The organism is Nostoc sp. UHCC 0302 (assembly GCF_038096175.1).
GTDB lineage: Bacteria > Cyanobacteriota > Cyanobacteriia > Cyanobacteriales > Nostocaceae > UHCC-0302.
In genome coordinates, this window is record NZ_CP151099.1 from 1,285,679 (window position 1) to 1,302,596 (window position 16,918).

General features: G+C 42.2%; 13 protein-coding genes and 1 riboswitch. Of the genes, 4 read left to right on the forward strand and 9 right to left on the reverse strand.

Annotated features, from left to right (window positions below):
- Positions 1–208 precede the first annotated feature (208 nt).
- From WKK05_RS05315 to WKK05_RS05340, 6 genes are all read right to left on the reverse strand, one after another.
- Positions 209–1,093 carry a lipid kinase gene (locus tag WKK05_RS05315; RefSeq protein ID WP_341531028.1) on the reverse strand — a complete coding sequence of 295 codons (885 nt, stop codon included), beginning with the start codon at positions 1,091–1,093 and terminating at the stop codon, positions 209–211.
- A gap of 489 nt (positions 1,094–1,582) precedes the next feature.
- Entirely contained in the window at positions 1,583–2,452 is an 870-nt protein-coding gene (locus tag WKK05_RS05320; RefSeq protein ID WP_341528731.1) for a nitrate ABC transporter ATP-binding protein, read from the reverse strand.
- Between the two features lie 393 nt (positions 2,453–2,845).
- Positions 2,846–4,852 (reverse strand): nitrate ABC transporter ATP-binding protein, encoded by a 2,007-nt coding sequence (locus tag WKK05_RS05325; RefSeq protein ID WP_341528732.1) that lies wholly within the window; start codon positions 4,850–4,852, stop codon positions 2,846–2,848.
- A gap of 122 nt (positions 4,853–4,974) precedes the next feature.
- Positions 4,975–5,814, reverse strand: coding sequence for a nitrate ABC transporter permease (ntrB, locus tag WKK05_RS05330; protein ID WP_341528733.1), 840 nt, complete (start codon positions 5,812–5,814; stop codon positions 4,975–4,977).
- 173 nt (positions 5,815–5,987) lie between these two features.
- On the reverse strand, positions 5,988–7,370 hold the full coding sequence (locus WKK05_RS05335; protein ID WP_341528734.1) for a CmpA/NrtA family ABC transporter substrate-binding protein: 1,383 nt from the start codon (positions 7,368–7,370) through the stop codon (positions 5,988–5,990).
- A 631-nt stretch (positions 7,371–8,001) separates the two neighbouring features.
- Complete coding sequence (locus WKK05_RS05340) at positions 8,002–8,610, reverse strand: PEP-CTERM sorting domain-containing protein (RefSeq protein ID WP_341528735.1); 609 nt, start codon at positions 8,608–8,610, stop codon at positions 8,002–8,004.
- A 208-nt stretch (positions 8,611–8,818) separates the two neighbouring features.
- Positions 8,819–8,951, forward strand: a riboswitch (cobalamin riboswitch).
- Between the two features lie 48 nt (positions 8,952–8,999).
- On the opposite strand from WKK05_RS05340, the gene WKK05_RS05345 reads away from it, so the two are divergent.
- The 3 genes from WKK05_RS05345 to WKK05_RS05355 all read left to right on the forward strand — a co-directional run bounded on the left by WKK05_RS05345 (position 9,000) and on the right by WKK05_RS05355 (position 11,965).
- Complete coding sequence (locus WKK05_RS05345) at positions 9,000–10,529, forward strand: NirA family protein (protein ID WP_341528736.1); 1,530 nt, start codon at positions 9,000–9,002, stop codon at positions 10,527–10,529.
- A gap of 102 nt (positions 10,530–10,631) precedes the next feature.
- Positions 10,632–11,258 (forward strand): precorrin-8X methylmutase, encoded by a 627-nt coding sequence (locus tag WKK05_RS05350; RefSeq protein WP_341528737.1) that lies wholly within the window; start codon positions 10,632–10,634, stop codon positions 11,256–11,258.
- A gap of 2 nt (positions 11,259–11,260) precedes the next feature.
- A complete protein-coding gene (locus WKK05_RS05355) occupies positions 11,261–11,965 on the forward strand; it encodes a precorrin-2 C(20)-methyltransferase (RefSeq protein WP_341528738.1) in 705 nt (234 codons plus the stop codon).
- A 103-nt stretch (positions 11,966–12,068) separates the two neighbouring features.
- On the opposite strand, the gene WKK05_RS05360 is transcribed toward WKK05_RS05355, so the two are convergent.
- The 3 genes from WKK05_RS05360 to WKK05_RS05370 all read right to left on the reverse strand — a co-directional run bounded on the left by WKK05_RS05360 (position 12,069) and on the right by WKK05_RS05370 (position 15,194).
- Positions 12,069–13,388, reverse strand: a complete 1,320-nt coding sequence (locus tag WKK05_RS05360) for an IS4 family transposase (protein WP_341528245.1) — start codon at positions 13,386–13,388, stop codon at positions 12,069–12,071.
- Between the two features lie 148 nt (positions 13,389–13,536).
- Positions 13,537–14,061, reverse strand: coding sequence for a GNAT family N-acetyltransferase (locus WKK05_RS05365; RefSeq protein ID WP_341528739.1), 525 nt, complete (start codon positions 14,059–14,061; stop codon positions 13,537–13,539).
- Between the two features lie 293 nt (positions 14,062–14,354).
- Positions 14,355–15,194, reverse strand: a complete 840-nt coding sequence (locus WKK05_RS05370) for a prephenate/arogenate dehydrogenase (protein WP_341531029.1) — start codon at positions 15,192–15,194, stop codon at positions 14,355–14,357.
- 81 nt (positions 15,195–15,275) lie between these two features.
- Between WKK05_RS05370 and WKK05_RS05375 the strand changes: the two genes are divergently transcribed.
- On the forward strand, positions 15,276–16,841 hold the full coding sequence (locus WKK05_RS05375) for a pentapeptide repeat-containing protein (protein ID WP_341528740.1): 1,566 nt from the start codon (positions 15,276–15,278) through the stop codon (positions 16,839–16,841).
- The last annotated feature ends 77 nt before the right edge of the window (positions 16,842–16,918 follow it).

A 16,918-nucleotide genomic window follows, 5' to 3' on the forward strand; every position in this document is an offset into this window, starting at 1 on the left:
CAGTACCCAGCTTCACCTAACTAAATTAATGTGAATATAAATACAAGTGTAGCCAAAACTAATCCTTAAAATATCAGATTTTTATTAGGTAAGTTAGGAGAGTGAAGGGAGGAGATGGAGAATAAATAATTAATAACTTTGACTCTTGTACAAACGCGTAGACGCTCGAAGAGCAGCTTCTCGTAAGAGTATAATCGCGTCTCTACTCCTAGCTTCTGTCTTCGGGCGGTACTAAAACAGTTACAGCTTTAGGTATCACCCGGAAATGAGCAGGAGTGTAAGCAGTGATTTCACCATCGGTATTTATAGGACGCGGTTTACGGGTATAAACTTCTATATTTTGACCTTGAAGGGCGCGGACACTTTGCGAATGTATGTGGTGTCCTTGTCGCATTGCAGGTAGTAATAGTATGGTCTGCCACCAATGCTTAATCTCTAAACTATAAAGATCCAGTCTTTGATCGTCTATTGTGGCATCAGGAGCTACTGCCATGCCGCCGCCATAATAACGACCATTCCCTATAGCAATTTGTACGGTTTTTACACGAACTGATTGGCCGTTAATTACAATTTCTGCACTAAACGGTCGCGCTTCCCAAATTACTTGCAATGCAGTAGCGGCGTAAGCGAATATTCCCCAACGGCGTTTAACTTCTTTAGTAAGTCGCTGGGTGATTTTCACACTCAGTCCCAGACTAGCAACGTTGAAAAAGTGTTTGCCGTTTACCCACCCCAAATCAATGCGTCGCAATTCTCCGTGGGCAATAATTTTGCAAGCTTCAGATAGGGAGTTGGGGATTCCTAAAGTTCTCGCTAGGTCGTTAGCAGTTCCTAAAGGTAAGATTCCCAAAGGCAGTTGAGTATCAACTAAAGCATCAACTGCGGCATTGAGAGTACCATCTCCACCGCCAACGATTACTAAGTCAACTTGATCTTGGTAGCGAAGTATGACTTCAGAAAGATGTTTGGGGTCTTCAGTTGACTCCTCAACTAATTCAAAACCGAGTGTTTCAAGATAATGAATCGCTTCCGATAGACCCTTTTCCCCTTGGCGGGCATGAGGATTTACTAGCAGCAGTGCGCGGCAACTCATGGGTAGCCCCTTTTGTAGTTCATGTGTCAAATTATTCACATCTATCTATATATTATGCTTGCAGTTTACTATCAGAAAGTGCCTAAGCTGTAATGGCAGTTTCCAATAATTTAATTTATAGCAGTACTAAATGATTTGTGATATCTTTTCTTGGTTTTCTTAACGTCCTGAACGATTGGTTAAATCAGTAATTTTTACAACTTACTGTAGGGTGGATTAAGCGCATATTTCGATATAATTTGTCATAAAAAACATTTCTTATCGATGTTAAATCGATTCTCTAAAATAGGACACTGGGTTAAATCAGGCAAGGAATTGCGCTTAAGCGCTACTACAAACGATGTGTTGCTTTCATTTAGAGAATTAGTATTATATGTAAAAAAAAGAGTTTGACTGTGATTTTTTTTATAGATAAAAAAAAGCAAAAGGTAAAAAATGTCAATTTTTACCTTTTGCCATTGTGCTAACGTTTGTAAAATTGAAAAGCTGTTAGTTTACATCATCGTGAGCAAAGCGATTAAAGAGGAAATCTAGTGCATAATTACGCAGTTGGTAGTATTGTGGGTCTTCCATGATTCGGGCGCGATCGCGTGGACGAGAAAAAGGAATTTCCATAACTTCGCCAATTTTTGCATGAGGCCCATTAGTCATCATTACTAATTTGTCTGCTAAAAATAATGCCTCATCGATGTCGTGGGTAATCATTAGCACTGTGCAGCGATTCTCATTCCAAATTTTGAGCAATTCTTCTTGTAATTCTTCTTTGGTAATGGCATCCAAAGCCCCAAAGGGTTCATCTAGAATTAAGACTTTGGGACGAATCGCCAAAGCACGGGCGATAGAAACCCTTTGTCTCATACCGCCTGACATTTGCATTGGTTTCTTTTCCATCGCGTCAGCTAGTCCCACCATTGCCAGATGATCTCGTGTGATCGCTCTTTTCTCAGCTTGTGGCTTGTTGGGATAAACGGCGTTAACAGCTAAATAAATATTTTCAAAAGCAGTCCGCCAAGGTAGCAAAGCATAGTTTTGAAAGACAACCATCCTGTCTGGGCCGGGTTTGGTGATTGGCTGTCCTTCTAGCAGTACTTGCCCGGAGGTAGGAAAGTTGAAACCCGATACCATATTTAACAAGGTGGATTTACCACAGCCAGAGTGACCGATGACACAAATAAATTCGCCCTGGTCTACGTTGAGGTTAACACCGTCGAGTACAGTGAAGGGGCCGTTTTTTGTGGCATATACTTTAGAAACATCTTTAATCTCTAGGAAAGGCTGGAGTCTGCTGGTTGCAGCGGCTAATGGTTTTCCTTGTAAGTCTGTAGCAATGTTGGTAGCTATCCAGTTATGGTTTTGCATGGCGATTTGGGGATTGGGTATTGGGGGCTGGGGACTGGGGCGTGTTTTCAAACTACTTGTTTAGCTTCTTAACTTTTTAGATCCCCCCAACCCCCCTTAAAAAGAGGGGGGCTAAGAGTCTTTTAAAGTCCCCCTTTTTAAGGGGAGGCAGCGCGGTCTTCTCCCAAAGGGAGAGGCTAGCGCCAAGGGGGTTTCCCTCATGAGCGACTGGCGTGGATTTAGGGGGATCTAAGACTTTGAAAACACGCTATAGGGATTAGAGAATTGGGGACTCGGACGCTCAAATACTCGCTATCGCTGCGACCTGTTAAAGTTCCGAAGCTCATTAATGAAGCTCAAAGCCTCATTAATGATGTGCTACTTCTTCCACTACCTCTTTCTCTCACCATTTTTTTATGAGGCGAGTTTTCTTCTTGGTGCATCAAGAACAACTTCCGCCACCGAGAAATCACGCTTAATCTGCAAGCTGTTAAGATAGGCGATCGGATCATCCGCATTAAAGGGAGTACCATCAAACAGCTTGATGGGTTGACGAATGTAGCTAATATCTAAACCTAATTCTCGTGCTGCGGTACTGAAGACACGAACTCGGCATACTCGTTCCACAACTTCCACCCAATTTCTGGGGAAGGGAGTGTCACCCCAACGCGCCAATTGACTCATAATCCAAATTTGTTCTGTGCGACTGGGGCGGTTGATGGCAGACTCAGAATAAAACTGGTGATGGGCATAGTCCCGCAACGGATGGTCTAAGTCACAGGTGAGACTATCTGGATCTTCGAGTTGAATGTACTCTAAATCAGTGCTGACGTAATCTCGCCCTGCTAAAATTTGGCGAATTTCTTGGGCATTTTCGGGATTTGCACAGTACTGACAAGCTTCTAGCAAAGCTTTAGTCAAGGCGATATGTGTATTTGGATAATTTTCTGCCCAATCTTCTCGCACACCAAGAACTTTACCGGGGTGTCCTAACCAAACTTCTAAGTCGGTAGCGATGGTAAAGCCGACATTTTCCACAGCAGCGCGGTAATTCCAAGGTTCACCTACGCAGTAACCATCAATACTTCCGGCTTTTAGGTCAGCTACCATCTGTGCTGGGGGAATGGTCTTCATATCCACATCGCTGTCGGGGTCAATACCACCAGCAGCTAGCCAGTAACGCAGTAGCAAATTGTGCATAGATGCGGGATGCACTACCCCCATTGTGTGCCTTTGCTCACGGGTGTGAAGCAGGTATCTTTTGAAATCTGATAAAGTGTGTACACCTTGGTCATAAAAGCGTTTTGCTAAGGTGATGGCGTTGCCGTTGCGAGTCATGGTGAGGGCAGTGACAACAGGCAATGGTTGGTTATTATGCCCTCCTAATGTTAACCACATGGGCATCCCCGAAGGCATTTGAGCCGCATCCAAATAACCGCCACTTATGCCATCTTCTATACCCCGCCAGCTACTTTCCCGCACGAGGTTAACTTCATCTAAACCATGCTTGGTAAAGAAACCTTTTTCTTTGGCAACAGCTAACGGGGCGCAAGCAGTCAGCGGCAAAAAGCCAATTTCTAAATTAACTTTTTCCAATCCATGACGAGCAATATCCGCAGTTTTCCGCGCCCGAATTTTCTTGATGCGTTTCTGCTGATTGAGGAAGTAAATCATCTCACTTCGCAAGCTGTAATAGCTGGGATGTTCTACAACTTCCATCCGCTTGCGGGGTCTGGGAATATCGACTTCTAAAATGTCCCCAATTTTGGATTCGGGGCCATTAGTTAACATGACAATTCGGTCAGATAACAGCACCGCTTCATCAACATCATGGGTAACCATCACAGCAGTGACTTGATTTTCTTCGCAAATTTGCATGAGTTGTTCTTGCAAATTACCGCGTGTGAGTGCATCCAATGCACCGAAGGGTTCATCTAATAGTAGCAACTTGGGGCGAATTGCTAAAGCGCGAGCGATCGCAACTCGCTGTTTTTGCCCACCTGATAACATTCCCGGCTGTTTATCAGCATGGGGACGCAAGCCCACCATATTAATATGTTTTTCGACAATAGCTTTGCGTTCAGCAGCTGGTAACCCATTCATTACCGAATCCACAGCCAGGGCAATATTTTCTCTAACTGTCCGCCAGGGTAGTAGCGAATAATTTTGAAACACCACCATCCTATCTGGGCCAGGTTTGGTGATTTTTTGTCCTTCTAAAGTCACAAGGCCTTCACTGGGTAAATCCAGACCAGCAATCATATTTAATAAAGTGGATTTACCGCAACCGGAGTGACCGATTAGAGAGACGAATTCTCCTTTTTTAATCTGGAGGTCAATTCCTTTGAGGGCGATATATTTGCCACCACCAGTTAATTCAAAAACTTTGTCAATTTGGTCAACAGCAACGAACATACTCATTTGTCCTTTGTCATTAGTCCTTTGTCATTAGTCTTTTGTCTTTCGCCATTAGCCCTTAGTACGTGGTCATTAGTCCTTAGCTTTCTACAAATGACCAATGACTAATGACTAATGACTAATGACTATTTTTGCTCTGCTGGTAAAATCTTGTTTTGAAGCCAACCCATCATTTTATCTAGCACCAACCCAACAACGCCGATATAAATTAGAGCTAGAATCACTTCGCTGACGTTGTTATTTTGATAGGCATCCCAGATAAAAAAGCCGATTCCGACAATACCGGACATGACGATTTCTGCCGCGATAATTGCTAACCAAGCTAAACCGATCGCAATTCTCAAACCGGTAAAAATGTAAGGTAAAGCGGAAGGAATCAGAATATTAAGGAAATATTCTTTGCGGCTAAGTTGCAGGACTTTGGCAACGTTGTTGTAATCTTGAGGAATTTGGGTAACGCCGACAGCAGTGTTAATTAAGATGGGCCAAATAGCGGTGATGAAGATTACGAATAAGGCAGCTGGTTCGTTTTGTCGTAAGGCTGCTAAAGAAATAGGAACCCAAGCTAAAGGTGGTACAGTCCGCAATAGTTGAAAGATGGGATCTAAAGCTTTAGACATGGTTCTGTTGACGCCAATCAAAATACCTAAGCCAATTCCAACGATTGCAGCTAAGGTATAACTGATGGCGACTCGTTGTAAACTGGCGAGAATCTGCCAAAATAGACCTTTATCAATGCCACCTCGGTCATAAAATGGCCAAAAAATTAATACCCAGGTATCTTGAATAACTTGTATTGGGCCTGGTAATGTTGCACCGGGAGTCAAAGCGAACAGTTGCCACAGAATGAGGAAGATGGCGATCGCGATCGCTGGCGGTATCAAGTCAGGAAATTGCTTCTGGAGACTGGATATAAAACTGTTATTAAATCTAGGGGTTACAGGGCGTTTTTGGGCGAGTGTCATAGACTGTATTCTCCAGAAAATTCATTATTCGTCATCAACCATTCCAACTTGGAATTTTATTGACTCTTGTACAGACGCGATTCATCGCATCTCTACTCTTGACTCTTGTACAGACGCAATTCATCGCATCTCTACTCTTGACTCTTGTACAGACGCGATTCATCGCGTCTCTACTAAACATTAACTTTCTTAATTTTGAGACTCTTGAGATATTCTTCTGGCTTTTCGGGGTTAAATTTGATGCCATCAAAAAATTCCTCTACACCGCGAGATGTATTTGTCGGAATATCAGCAGCAGCGATACCAGCTTCTTTAGCAGCTGCTTTCCAAATATCTTCGCGGTTGACTTTATTGATTAGTTCTTTAGCTTTAGCAGCATTATTAGCGATATAATCTTGTGGTAAAAATCCCCAGCGAACGTTCTCGACTATAAACCATAAGTCATGACTTTTATAGGGATAAGAAACATTGCCTTTTCCATCTTTCCAGTAATAAGCTGCCATTGATTTATCATCAATTTTGCGTCCGTCTCCCATGTCATACTTACCTTGATATGGATCAGCAAGAATTTCAGGTGAGGGAAGATTAAAATAATTTCGTCCAGCCAGAATTTGCGCTGCTTCTTTACGGTTATCAAAATTATCCAGCCATTGCTGTGCTTCTATAATGCCTTTGAGTATTGCTTTCGTTGCTTTGGGATTTTTATCAACCCAGTCGGCTCTCATGGCAAAGTATTCTTCAGGATGATTCTTCCAAATCTCTGCGGTTAATGCTGCTAGGTAGCCAATTTTGTCTTGCACAAGACGATATGGCCAGGGGTCGCCTGTGCTGAAGGCATCCATTGTTCCTGTTTTCATATTGGCGACAGTTTGAGCCGCAGGTACTGTAAGCAGCTTGACATCTGCATCAGGATCTATCCCACCAGCAGCTAACCAGTAGCGAATCCATAAATCTTGGTTGACATGGGGGAAGGTAAATGCAGCGGTGAAAGGTGTTGAAGATTTGAGTTGGGTTAACACAGACTTAGCACCAGCAAGCTGCAAACTGATACCTTTACCTTGGTGCTTGTTGGCGATCGCAATTCCGTTACCATGTGTAATTAGCTGACACAGCACATACATAGGAATTTTTTGATTGCCTTTGGTAATTAAACCTTCTGTAATTAAATGCGGCATTGGCATTTGCCATTGACCGCCATCAATACCACCACCCGTAGAACTAATTTCTACATTGTCCCGTGCTGAACCCCAAGAAGCTTGTTTAGAAAGATCAACATCAGTCATCCCATACTTAGCAAAAAAGCCTTTTTCTTGAGCAATAATTAAAGGAGCAGCTTCCACAATCGGGATATATCCCAGCTTGACTTTCGTAGTTTCTGGTTTTTGCTCAGGGCTAATATTGGCAACTGTTTGAGCCGTTGGAGCGGCTTTAGAGTTATTACCTGTAAGGTTTTCAGGAGGATTTCCTAAACAGCCTTTAAGAAACACAGCACCCGCAGATGCTCCGGCAGTTAAGATAAATTTACGGCGAGAAATTTGATTTAAAAATTCTGTCATAAAATCTCCTTCAAAATGAATTTTATTGTTTTTAGCAACGACAAATTAGGCAAGGAAAAATAGATTTTTCTTGCATCATCAATGGGTATATCAAGCTATAACAGTCGCGCCAATTCAACCTTTAGTTGGAGAACAAGCAGTATCAACTGTCTTTAATTAGCTTGATGACGTATGTTAATTGATTGAAGTCTACCGAGTAGGTAACTTTTTCTTGTTGAAATTAGTTTACTTGCTTTTAAATCAAAGTGGTTAACTATAAAAGGGAAATTATTAAATAAATATTAGATTGCAGGTATAAGTAAAAGTTTATATATCGCAGTCAATTGTCTAAGCAAGTGCTATTGGATAGTAATAAATCTATAATTCATATAATATTTTATTTATCGTTACATCTGTAAGTGGTAAACATTAACACCAAAAAGTCAAAGACAAACACAAAGTTTTTACCTTTTCCTTTTAAATAATCGGAATATTTTTATCAGACTATTTGCTGAACGCCGCAGCTAGACTGCTTTTTAAAGAAGTCTGTATCTTGTTGATCACGAATCATTTAAGATTGCTATGGTAACCATTCATGATAGAAGAGATAAGATTTTTAACAGTGGTGCATATACTAACTTAATTCGTTAGTTTAGATGGTAATCTTTTTTTTCATTGCCACAACCAAGCCAAGCGCCGTCAGGCTACCCAGAATATCAGCAGGTTCTGGTACAGGAGTGAATACTGCGTAGGTTTCAGAAGAGTCGTCGCTGATCACGTTGTAATTCCCATACCAATAATTATCAAATGGTTGCTCATTAGGAGGAGAGTCAGGATCATAAATATAATTTCCTTCGTCACCATCAACGGAATAAGAACCATCAAATTCTTTGAAACGAAAAGGGATAAAATAGCTTCTCGATAACACCCCAGCATTAAACGGTGATATGTATCCGGGGATAGGCATTAATTGATTTAATGCTTGGTTAATTGCGTCTGATGGTGGAGAACCGCCAAATAGGTCGCTATTGAGCATCGTGGGATATAAGCTGTTAGGCTCAGGTACATCGTACACAGAGCGAAATCTACCATACACAAAACTTACATTGTATGTTGAGTCATTGACCACCACGCTTGAGACACTCGTAATATTTCCTTGGTTGTCAAGGTTAACAGTAGCTGCTTGAGCTTGCAATGCAACACTCACCCAGGTTACAGCATAAGCTGCAATCGCAACACCGAATTGAGTTATTTGTTTCATTTAATTAGCACTCTACTTTTATGTGATAATACGGTATGAAAACTACTTTATAATGTTTATAACTGCCGCAAACAAGCAAGCTTCATATATTAATTTTTATAAAGTCTTCATGTTCGCATATTCTTTGCTCGATTCAAATTGAAGCGATAACTTAATTGATGTGAATGTTTAAGTTACTAAATAATTAAGTTAAAAAAAATATTCTCCAGCAGTCTGGCTGCCTTCTCGTGCTACATTACTAAAGCTTGGAGTGGGGAAACTCCGGTGAAATTCCGGGACTGTGCCGCAGCTGTGATGGGATTACCCAAGTCAGAATGCCAACTCAAGCTATGTCTTTAAGGCACACTCACCATCTACTCCCTGCGTAACACGGGGAAGGAGTTATAGCTTTGCTGTCTGGATTTGCCAGTTGTCCTGGCTTGTTTTACGCTACATCTGCCGCAGATGGTATATTATCTCGTCTGAGAATACCTGGTGGAATTTTGACTAGCGAACAGTGCCGTGCGATCGCAGATATAGCAAACCAGTATGGAGGCGGCTATGTGGATGTGACTAATCGAGCTAATCTGCAAGTCCGCGAAATTCGTACAGGCATAAATACTGAAGTTCTCCAGCAGCTACAGGATATCGGATTGGGTTCTCGTAGTGCTGTTGTAGACCACATTCGTAATATCATGACGAGTCCAACTGCTGGTATCGACCCGCAGGAATTGATTGATACTCGCCCTTTTGTGCAAAGTTGGGATGAGTACATAACTACACATCCAGTACTTGCGGGACTACCTGCAAAATTTAGCGTTTGCTTTGATGGTGGCGGGGCAGTATCGGTGTGCGATCGCCTAAATGATATCACCTTTGTTGCTGTCTTAATTGATGCTAAAGTTTACTTCCGCCTTCATCTGAGTGTCGGCGAGAAGGGAGAACCACCCAACGATATGGGAATTGTATTGTCACCAGACGAATGCTTACCTGTTTTGGCAGCTTTAGCAAATGTCTACCTGGATTATCTCAACACTATTACTAAGCGTAAGCCACGGCTGCGAGAGTTATTGAATACTTTGGGTTGTGAAAATTATCTCCAAGAAGTTGAGCAACGTTTAGCTTTTCCCTTGGCGAGGATGGGGAGGGAAAAGTGTCAAAATCAAATCGGAAATAAAAACCTAACTCCTTCCTTACAAGAGAAGGGGGAGAAGTTAGATGCTAAATATCAACATATAGGTATTCATCCCCAGCGTCAGCAAGATTTATTCTATATTGGTGTTGTCTTACCCCTCGGTCGATTAGAGAGTCGGCAGATGCGAGGTTTGGCTGATTTGACAGAAAAATACGGTAGTGGCACTCTCAGGCTAACGCCTTGGCAAAATTTGCTATTAACAGATATTCCCCAGCAATGTTTGGCTGATGTCCAGAGTGAACTTGCGTTGTTAAATTTAGATTCCTCAGCAACCAACATCAAAAGTGCATTGGTTGCCTGTTCTGGCAACAAGGGTTGTGCCTCTGCTGCTACGGATACCAAGGGTCATGCATTGATATTAGCAGAGTATCTCAAAGCTCATCTGTCTCTGGATAGCCCAGTAAATATCCACTTCAGCGGTTGTGAAAAATCTTGCGCTCAGCATACTAAGAGTGATATCGCCCTAATTGGTGTCAGCGTTGAGGTGGAAAAGGGAACTGTGGAGGGTTATCACATTTATGTTGGTGACGACGGTGAAAGCGACCATAAATTCGGTCGTGAACTCTACCAATATGTAACTTTTGCCGAACTCCCTGCTCTGTTAGAGCAGATGCTGAAAGTATATAAAAAACAACGCCAAAATTCCAACGAGTCCTTTGGAGAATTTGCCAATCGATATGCAGTTGACCGACTAAAGCAGTTATTCTCTCAAAAGTCAGCAAACAAGCAGATACTTGCAATCTAAGTAAAATTCATTGCTCACTCTCTAAGATATAAAAAGTTTTTCCCCAGTCTCCAATCCCCAATCCCCAGTCTCCAATCCCCAGCCCCCAGTCCCCAATCCCCAATGCCCGATTACATCCGAGATGCTAACGAAATTTACCGTAATTCCTTCTCAATCATTCGGTCGGAAGCAAACTTAGATGTGCTACCACCAGATGTAGCTAAAGTTGCTGTACGTCTCATCCATGCCTGTGGAATGACGGATATTGTGACTGACTTGGGATATTCACCAACAGCTGTGCAATCTGGACGAGCAGCACTGGCAGCCGGAGCGCCGATTCTGTGTGATTGCCGGATGGTTGCTGAAGGCGTTACAAGGCGGCGATTGAGCGCAAACAACGAAGTAATCTGCACTCTCAACTATCCAGAAGTACCAGAAATCGCCCAGGATCTAAATACTACAAGGTCGGCTGCTGCCTTAGAATTATGGCGATCGCACTTAGAAGGGGCAGTGGTATCAATTGGAAATGCTCCTACTGCACTGTTTCGACTGTTAGAAATGCTAGATGAAGGAGCGCCCAAACCTGCGCTGATCTTGGGTTTCCCCGTCGGATTTGTGGGTGCGGCAGAGTCGAAGGCAGCACTGGCAGCAGACAATAGAAATGTCCCATTTTTAACTTTACATGGGCGGCGCGGTGGTAGTGCGATCGCAGCAGCAGCAGTTAACGCCCTGGCAACGGAGGAAGAATGATTATGGCAACTAAAGGTCGTCTTTATGGAGTTGGTGTTGGGCCAGGCGATCCTGAATTATTGACCCTGAAAGCGTTGCGGCTATTACGTGCGGCTCCTGTAATAGCTTATCAATCGGCAGTAGATAAAGAAAGTATTGCACGCGCGATCGTCTCGCAGTATCTTCCTGGCAATCAAATTGAGGTATCGTTTCATCTCCCCCGCGCATTAGAGCCAGAAAAGGCAAATTCTATTTACGACCAGGAAGTTAAACCAATTGCTGAACATTTAGCCGCAGGGCGGGATGTAGTAGTACTGTGTGAGGGTGATCCGTTTTTCTACGGCTCGTTCATGTATGTATTCACTAGGTTATCTGAGGAGTACCAAACAGAAGTTGTCCCTGGAATTTCTTCACTGATGGCTTGTCCGGTAGCATTGGGTGTACCATTCACTTACTACAACGATATTTTGACAGTCCTGCCCGCACCAATGCCAGCAGAAGAACTAATCACACAACTACTGACAACCGATGCAGCGGCAATTATGAAGCTAGGTCGTCATTTTACAAAAGTGCGAGATATTTTACATCAATTAGGACTAGCATCGCGGGCAAGATATATTGAGCGGGCAACAATGGCACAGCAGAGAATTGTACCCTTAGATGAAGTTGATCCAGCACAAGTGCCTTATTTCTCGATGATTGTGATCCCAACCAAGAATCGACTATAGACTATGCCGACTTGTTCGCCTTGGTCTGTGTGATACCAATTAACGAAAATCCTGATACATATAGATTTCTCGTAGGGGCATGGCATTGCCCATTGGTGTCAACTTAAGGAGCATCAGCCCAGACTTGAGCCGACCGCGAGTGAATCTGACGATGACGTTTGCGCTCGGCTTTAAGCAAACCAAAAAGCTTGTAATGTGAAACTAAATAGTCAACAACATTATCAGTTTCACGACGCAAAACAGCCACAGCAAAGTAATACAAACTGCGAAAGACCATTTCCACAGAAATACGTTCAAGTGGCTGACCGAGTGCGAACGCGATTTGAGAAGATAAATTGTTGAGAACAGTGTAGAAAATCACAGTCGCAAAGATTTGAATCTGAACCCCGTTACGGTCGCCAACCCAAATATAAGCCAGACCCAGAAGTCGTTTAGTCAGCTTAAAGGCATCTTCAATCCGCCAACGACAACGGTAGAGTTCACACACTTGTTGTGCAGATAATAACTGTGGGTCAAGCACATTGGTCAAATAGTAGTACCAACTATTACCCCAGAGTACAGAAACTAAGCGAACTGGATACTGACAAGGATTGGATCGATATTGTCCCATATCGATGATTTCGTCACGATAGTAAACACCAGTTGATAAACAGCGCACCACAAAGTAAGAAGTTTTTTCGCGCAATCGCGTCACGAAAAACTTCTGCTGCTGTGTAAACTGGTCAAACCAGCCAAACTTGAAAAAACCCAAATCGAAAATCAATAGTCCGCCAGTTGGCAGTTGCTCTAATAGCTCCTGGGCAAAAATTTTGTCATTAGCTTTGCTATCTTCCGTGTACCAGATTTTGGTCGGTACATGAGTAAACGCTTCTACCACCATCATCATTTTTCCTGCCAACACTGTTGTTTGGTCTGATAATGCTTTTAACTTTTTGCGTAATTCTTCTAGTGTTGACCCATCCGCTATCCACACTGCACCAAAAGTCTGATGTAGTTGTTGCCACTGCTGTGGGATTCTATTTGCCTGTGGGGTGGCATGGATTTTTTCGATGACTTGCTCAAACACTTGTGCAAATAATTTTGCTGGTATTTTCTTTAACCTTTGTGAGAGTGCTTGTTTACTCACTAACATCGGTTCTACCCACATTAATCCTTCTGTGGCTAATAATCTGATTGCTTCGCTTAATCCGGCTATTTGTCGATACACCAGACTTACTACCACTGCCATCATCACTGGTAATGTTAATTTTCTTTCTCTTAAGTTTTTGTTGTCTAGTCCTGGTGAATCTCTTAGTGGTTTAAAGTTTGATGGTTCTAGTAGTGCGTATATCTGGGCTTCTATTTCTTCTATTGCTGGTGCTGGCAGTTGTGTTTGTCTTCTTAAGTCTGGATTGCCATCTTTTCTCATCCGGGGAGTAGCCATTTTGACAACTCCTTTTGTCTTTGTCTCTACTCCCCTACTCTACCTCTACTTGTTGACTTTTTCCTTAAGTTGACACTAATGGGCATTGCCATGCCCCTGCCAGGGTATTTGTATCATTATTAAAATGAAATAGTATGAAAGATGCCGTTTATTTATAAATTCTATATTCAATCTCATCAAGAAGATTACCACTGTTGTTTATTTGTTGAAACTCTCGAAATACTCTACCTCCCAAACTTTCTGCAATTTTCCGACTGGGGATATTTCTTTTATCAACAGGATAGGAAAGATAATTGTATTTCAAATTTTTATCTACCCAGTTTTTTAATACAGAAATTGCCTCTCTACCAAAACCAAAACCATGAGCCAACTTTTTGAGCCAAATTCCTAACTCCGGTGTATCGGTATCAATAGCACCAACCTCGCAAATTCCTAAAAACTCTAAATTGTCTTTTTTGAGAATCACTAACACAAGGTCAGTTTTATTTTCTCGTTGTTGAATCATATCTTTGATTATCTTCTCAGTTTCCCTGATACTCTGGGCTGGTTTTGGATACATAAAGGTGGTAATTTCACTTGTGAATTCACGAAACACACTGTCTGCGTATTCCAAGGAAATCGCTTGTAGCATCAATCTTTTAGACTCTAATAATACTGTTTCTAAATTTTCCATAAGCTACAACTTTTGTTTCTTATACCAATTCAATTAATGATTGCAACACATCCCTGGTTTAAGTTTTAAGACGCGATTCATCGCGTCTCTACAATATGGTCTATTTGTTACATTCTTTTTTCAAATTGGTATTACTTCAAAAATGGTTTCAAAAAAATCTATTTACAGAAATGATAATATTTTGAGTATTTTAACTTCTCACCGATGGGGTCTGGCAAACTTTTCGCCAGTTTGCTTGTGTACGGCGATCGCCTCCGGCATTGCGCTTAGTGCGATCGCTCGCCCAATTCCGACTATTCAACAAAATCAGGACGCGCCTTACCCGTTGATTTCAACCTTTCTTCTAAAACTGTCCAATCTTCTTGTTCAATTAGGTGAATCAATTTGTCGAGGTTGTGGCGATAGTGTTGCAGCGATCGCAGCAAAGCTTGCCGATTATACCGCGCCATCATCAAGCCTAATTCTGGATTCCCACCACCGACACGGCTGGTATCCCGAAAACCTGAACTAGCAAACTTTTGCGCTAATTGCAAAACCTCAGAGTCAGTTTCACTCATGCAAGCAGCAATTAAAGAGGAACTGACCATTACAGGTAAATGAGAAATCCAAGCTACAGCGCGGTCATGTTGCTCTGGTTGACAATGGTAAATATTCGCTCCAAGCGATCGCACAATTTCCTCTACAACAGAAATAGCAGCGGTTGGTGTTCTAGTTTCTGGTGTTAATACATAAGGCTTACCAACAAATAAATCCCGCTGTGCAGCTTCAATTCCACTATCTGCCCTTCCCGCCATTGGGTGACCACCGATGAAATTATCCCAAAGAGGAGAAATCGCTTCAACTATCGGTGCTTTCACTGAACCGACATCAGTCACAACAGTAGTAGAAGGCAAATAAGCGATTAACTGCTCAAATTGGGGAACAATAAGTGCTATGGGTGTACAAATAAATACCACTTCTGCGCTTGCCAACAGGCTTAGGTCAACTGACGCCTGCTCAACACTGCCGAGGGCAACTGCTTTTTGACAGGTTGATTCACGGCGACTGACTCCTAAGACATTATGTCCTTGCGATCGCAAATCGAAACCCAAAGATCCGCCGATCAATCCCAGTCCTAAAATCCCAATTTTCATTTTTGATTTTGTCATTCTATTTGTTAAATATTTTCTGCATACTTTACCAACTATTAAAATTGGCATCCAAGGGTAGCATCTATGACTGTAGAGGAATTGCTGGAAAAATACGCAGCTGGAGTTTTAGACTTTATTGATGTTGATCTGTCTGAAGCTAACCTGAGTGGGGCCAAACTCAGTGGTGTGAATCTTAGTAAAGCTAATTTAAGTGTAGTCAACCTGAGTGGTGCAAATCTCAGTGAAGCTAATTTGAGCAATGCCAAGCTGAATGTTGCCAGACTCAGCGGTGCGAATCTCAGTAGCGCCATCTTGAACAACGCCAGCCTCAACGTAGCCAATTTGATTCGAGCGGATCTCAATCGCGCTCAACTCAGAGGAGCAACGCTGATCCGCGCTGAGTTAATTCGTGCTGAACTCAGTCGTGCTGACCTATTTGAGGCTAATCTTACCAGTGCCGATTTACGCGAAGCGACACTCCGCCAAGCGAATCTGCGTCACGCTAACTTGAGCGAAGCCATATTAAGAGGCGTTTCTTTGACAGGCGCAAACTTAGAGATGGCTAATTTAAACTTCACTGATTTAAGTCGCGCTGATATCAGCAGCGCTAATTTGCGAGATGCCGAACTCAGACAAGCGAATCTTAGCCATGCTAACCTCAGCGGAGCGGATTTAAGCAGGGCTAACCTCCGCTGGGCAGATTTGAGCGGGGCTAACCTCCGCTGGGCAGATTTGAGCGGAGCAAAATTGAGTGGTGCTAACTTAATTGGTGCAGACTTCAGCAATGCAAATTTAACGAATACGAGTTTAGTCCACGCCGATTTAACTCAGGCAAAATTAATTAAGGCGGAATGGGTTGGTGCGGACTTAACGGGAGCAATTTTAACTGGGGCCAAACTTTATGCTACCTCCAGGTTTGGTTTAAAAACTGAAGGCATGACTTGTGAGTGGGTTGATCTTAGTCCAAGTGGCGATCGCTCAATCATTCAAAAGTTCCATTCCGAAGACTATCAAGACTTTTTTAATGAAACTCCGCCAACAATACGTATTGTCGTCGATGCTGCCCTAGAACACGAAGCTAACTTTGCTCTCGCTGGCACTTATTACCAAATTGCTCAAGAATATCAGAGCCTCAAACAACCTCCAAGCATGGAAAGTGGCAGCCGCCGAACTGTTTTTACCTTCCGTTTAGATAGCGATGAAGCATTATTCCCTACAGCTTATATTGCAATTATGCCCTTTTTAGATGCAGCAACCACCCAAAATAATATTGTCAATATGGTGGAAATGATTAATAGCGAAGTTATTACTAATCAGAGTTTAAAATCATCCCAAATGGTGAAACAATTAAATATTCTTATAGAGCAAGCTATAAGTAAGGCTACAATTATTAAACAAATTAAAAAAAATCTAGAAGTAGCAGCAAAGCTAAATTTTTGTAAAACCCCAACTCAAATAATTCTAACAAATTCCAGCGCCGATACTTTGATTGTGCATGAAAATCCCAACTTTGGTAAAAAATTTATTAAACGCCCTTTTCTGAATAGTTCAGTTTATGATGATACATCTAATGAATTGACAAAACCCATACTACCTTCGTTAAATATGGTTATAGATTTTGTTAAAGGGTTTCACTATATTATTCAGTAGTCAAGAGAGACGCGATTATACTCTTACGAGAAGCCTCTCTTCGAGCGTCTACGCGTCTGTACAGGAGTTACAACCAA

Excerpts from the sequence above, each read along its gene's own strand:
- WKK05_RS05315 (WP_341531028.1), bottom strand. The coding sequence starts at position 1,093 with ATGAGTTGCCGCGCACTGCTGCTAGTAAATCCTCATGCCCGCCAAGGG.
- WKK05_RS05360 (WP_341528245.1), bottom strand. The coding sequence starts at position 13,388 with ATGGCTACTCCCCGGATGAGAAAAGATGGCAATCCAGACTTAAGAAGA.
- WKK05_RS05370 (WP_341531029.1), bottom strand. The coding sequence starts at position 15,194 with ATGAAAATTGGGATTTTAGGACTGGGATTGATCGGCGGATCTTTGGGT.
- WKK05_RS05355 (WP_341528738.1), top strand. The coding sequence starts at position 11,261 with ATGGCAACTAAAGGTCGTCTTTATGGAGTTGGTGTTGGGCCAGGCGAT.
- WKK05_RS05350 (WP_341528737.1), top strand. The coding sequence starts at position 10,632 with ATGCCCGATTACATCCGAGATGCTAACGAAATTTACCGTAATTCCTTC.
- WKK05_RS05325 (WP_341528732.1), bottom strand. The coding sequence starts at position 4,852 with ATGAGTATGTTCGTTGCTGTTGACCAAATTGACAAAGTTTTTGAATTA.
- WKK05_RS05365 (WP_341528739.1), bottom strand. The coding sequence starts at position 14,061 with ATGGAAAATTTAGAAACAGTATTATTAGAGTCTAAAAGATTGATGCTA.
- WKK05_RS05375 (WP_341528740.1), top strand. The coding sequence starts at position 15,276 with ATGACTGTAGAGGAATTGCTGGAAAAATACGCAGCTGGAGTTTTAGAC.
- WKK05_RS05340 (WP_341528735.1), bottom strand. The coding sequence starts at position 8,610 with ATGAAACAAATAACTCAATTCGGTGTTGCGATTGCAGCTTATGCTGTA.
- ntrB (WP_341528733.1), bottom strand. The coding sequence starts at position 5,814 with ATGACACTCGCCCAAAAACGCCCTGTAACCCCTAGATTTAATAACAGT.
- WKK05_RS05335 (WP_341528734.1), bottom strand. The coding sequence starts at position 7,370 with ATGACAGAATTTTTAAATCAAATTTCTCGCCGTAAATTTATCTTAACT.
- WKK05_RS05320 (WP_341528731.1), bottom strand. The coding sequence starts at position 2,452 with ATGCAAAACCATAACTGGATAGCTACCAACATTGCTACAGACTTACAA.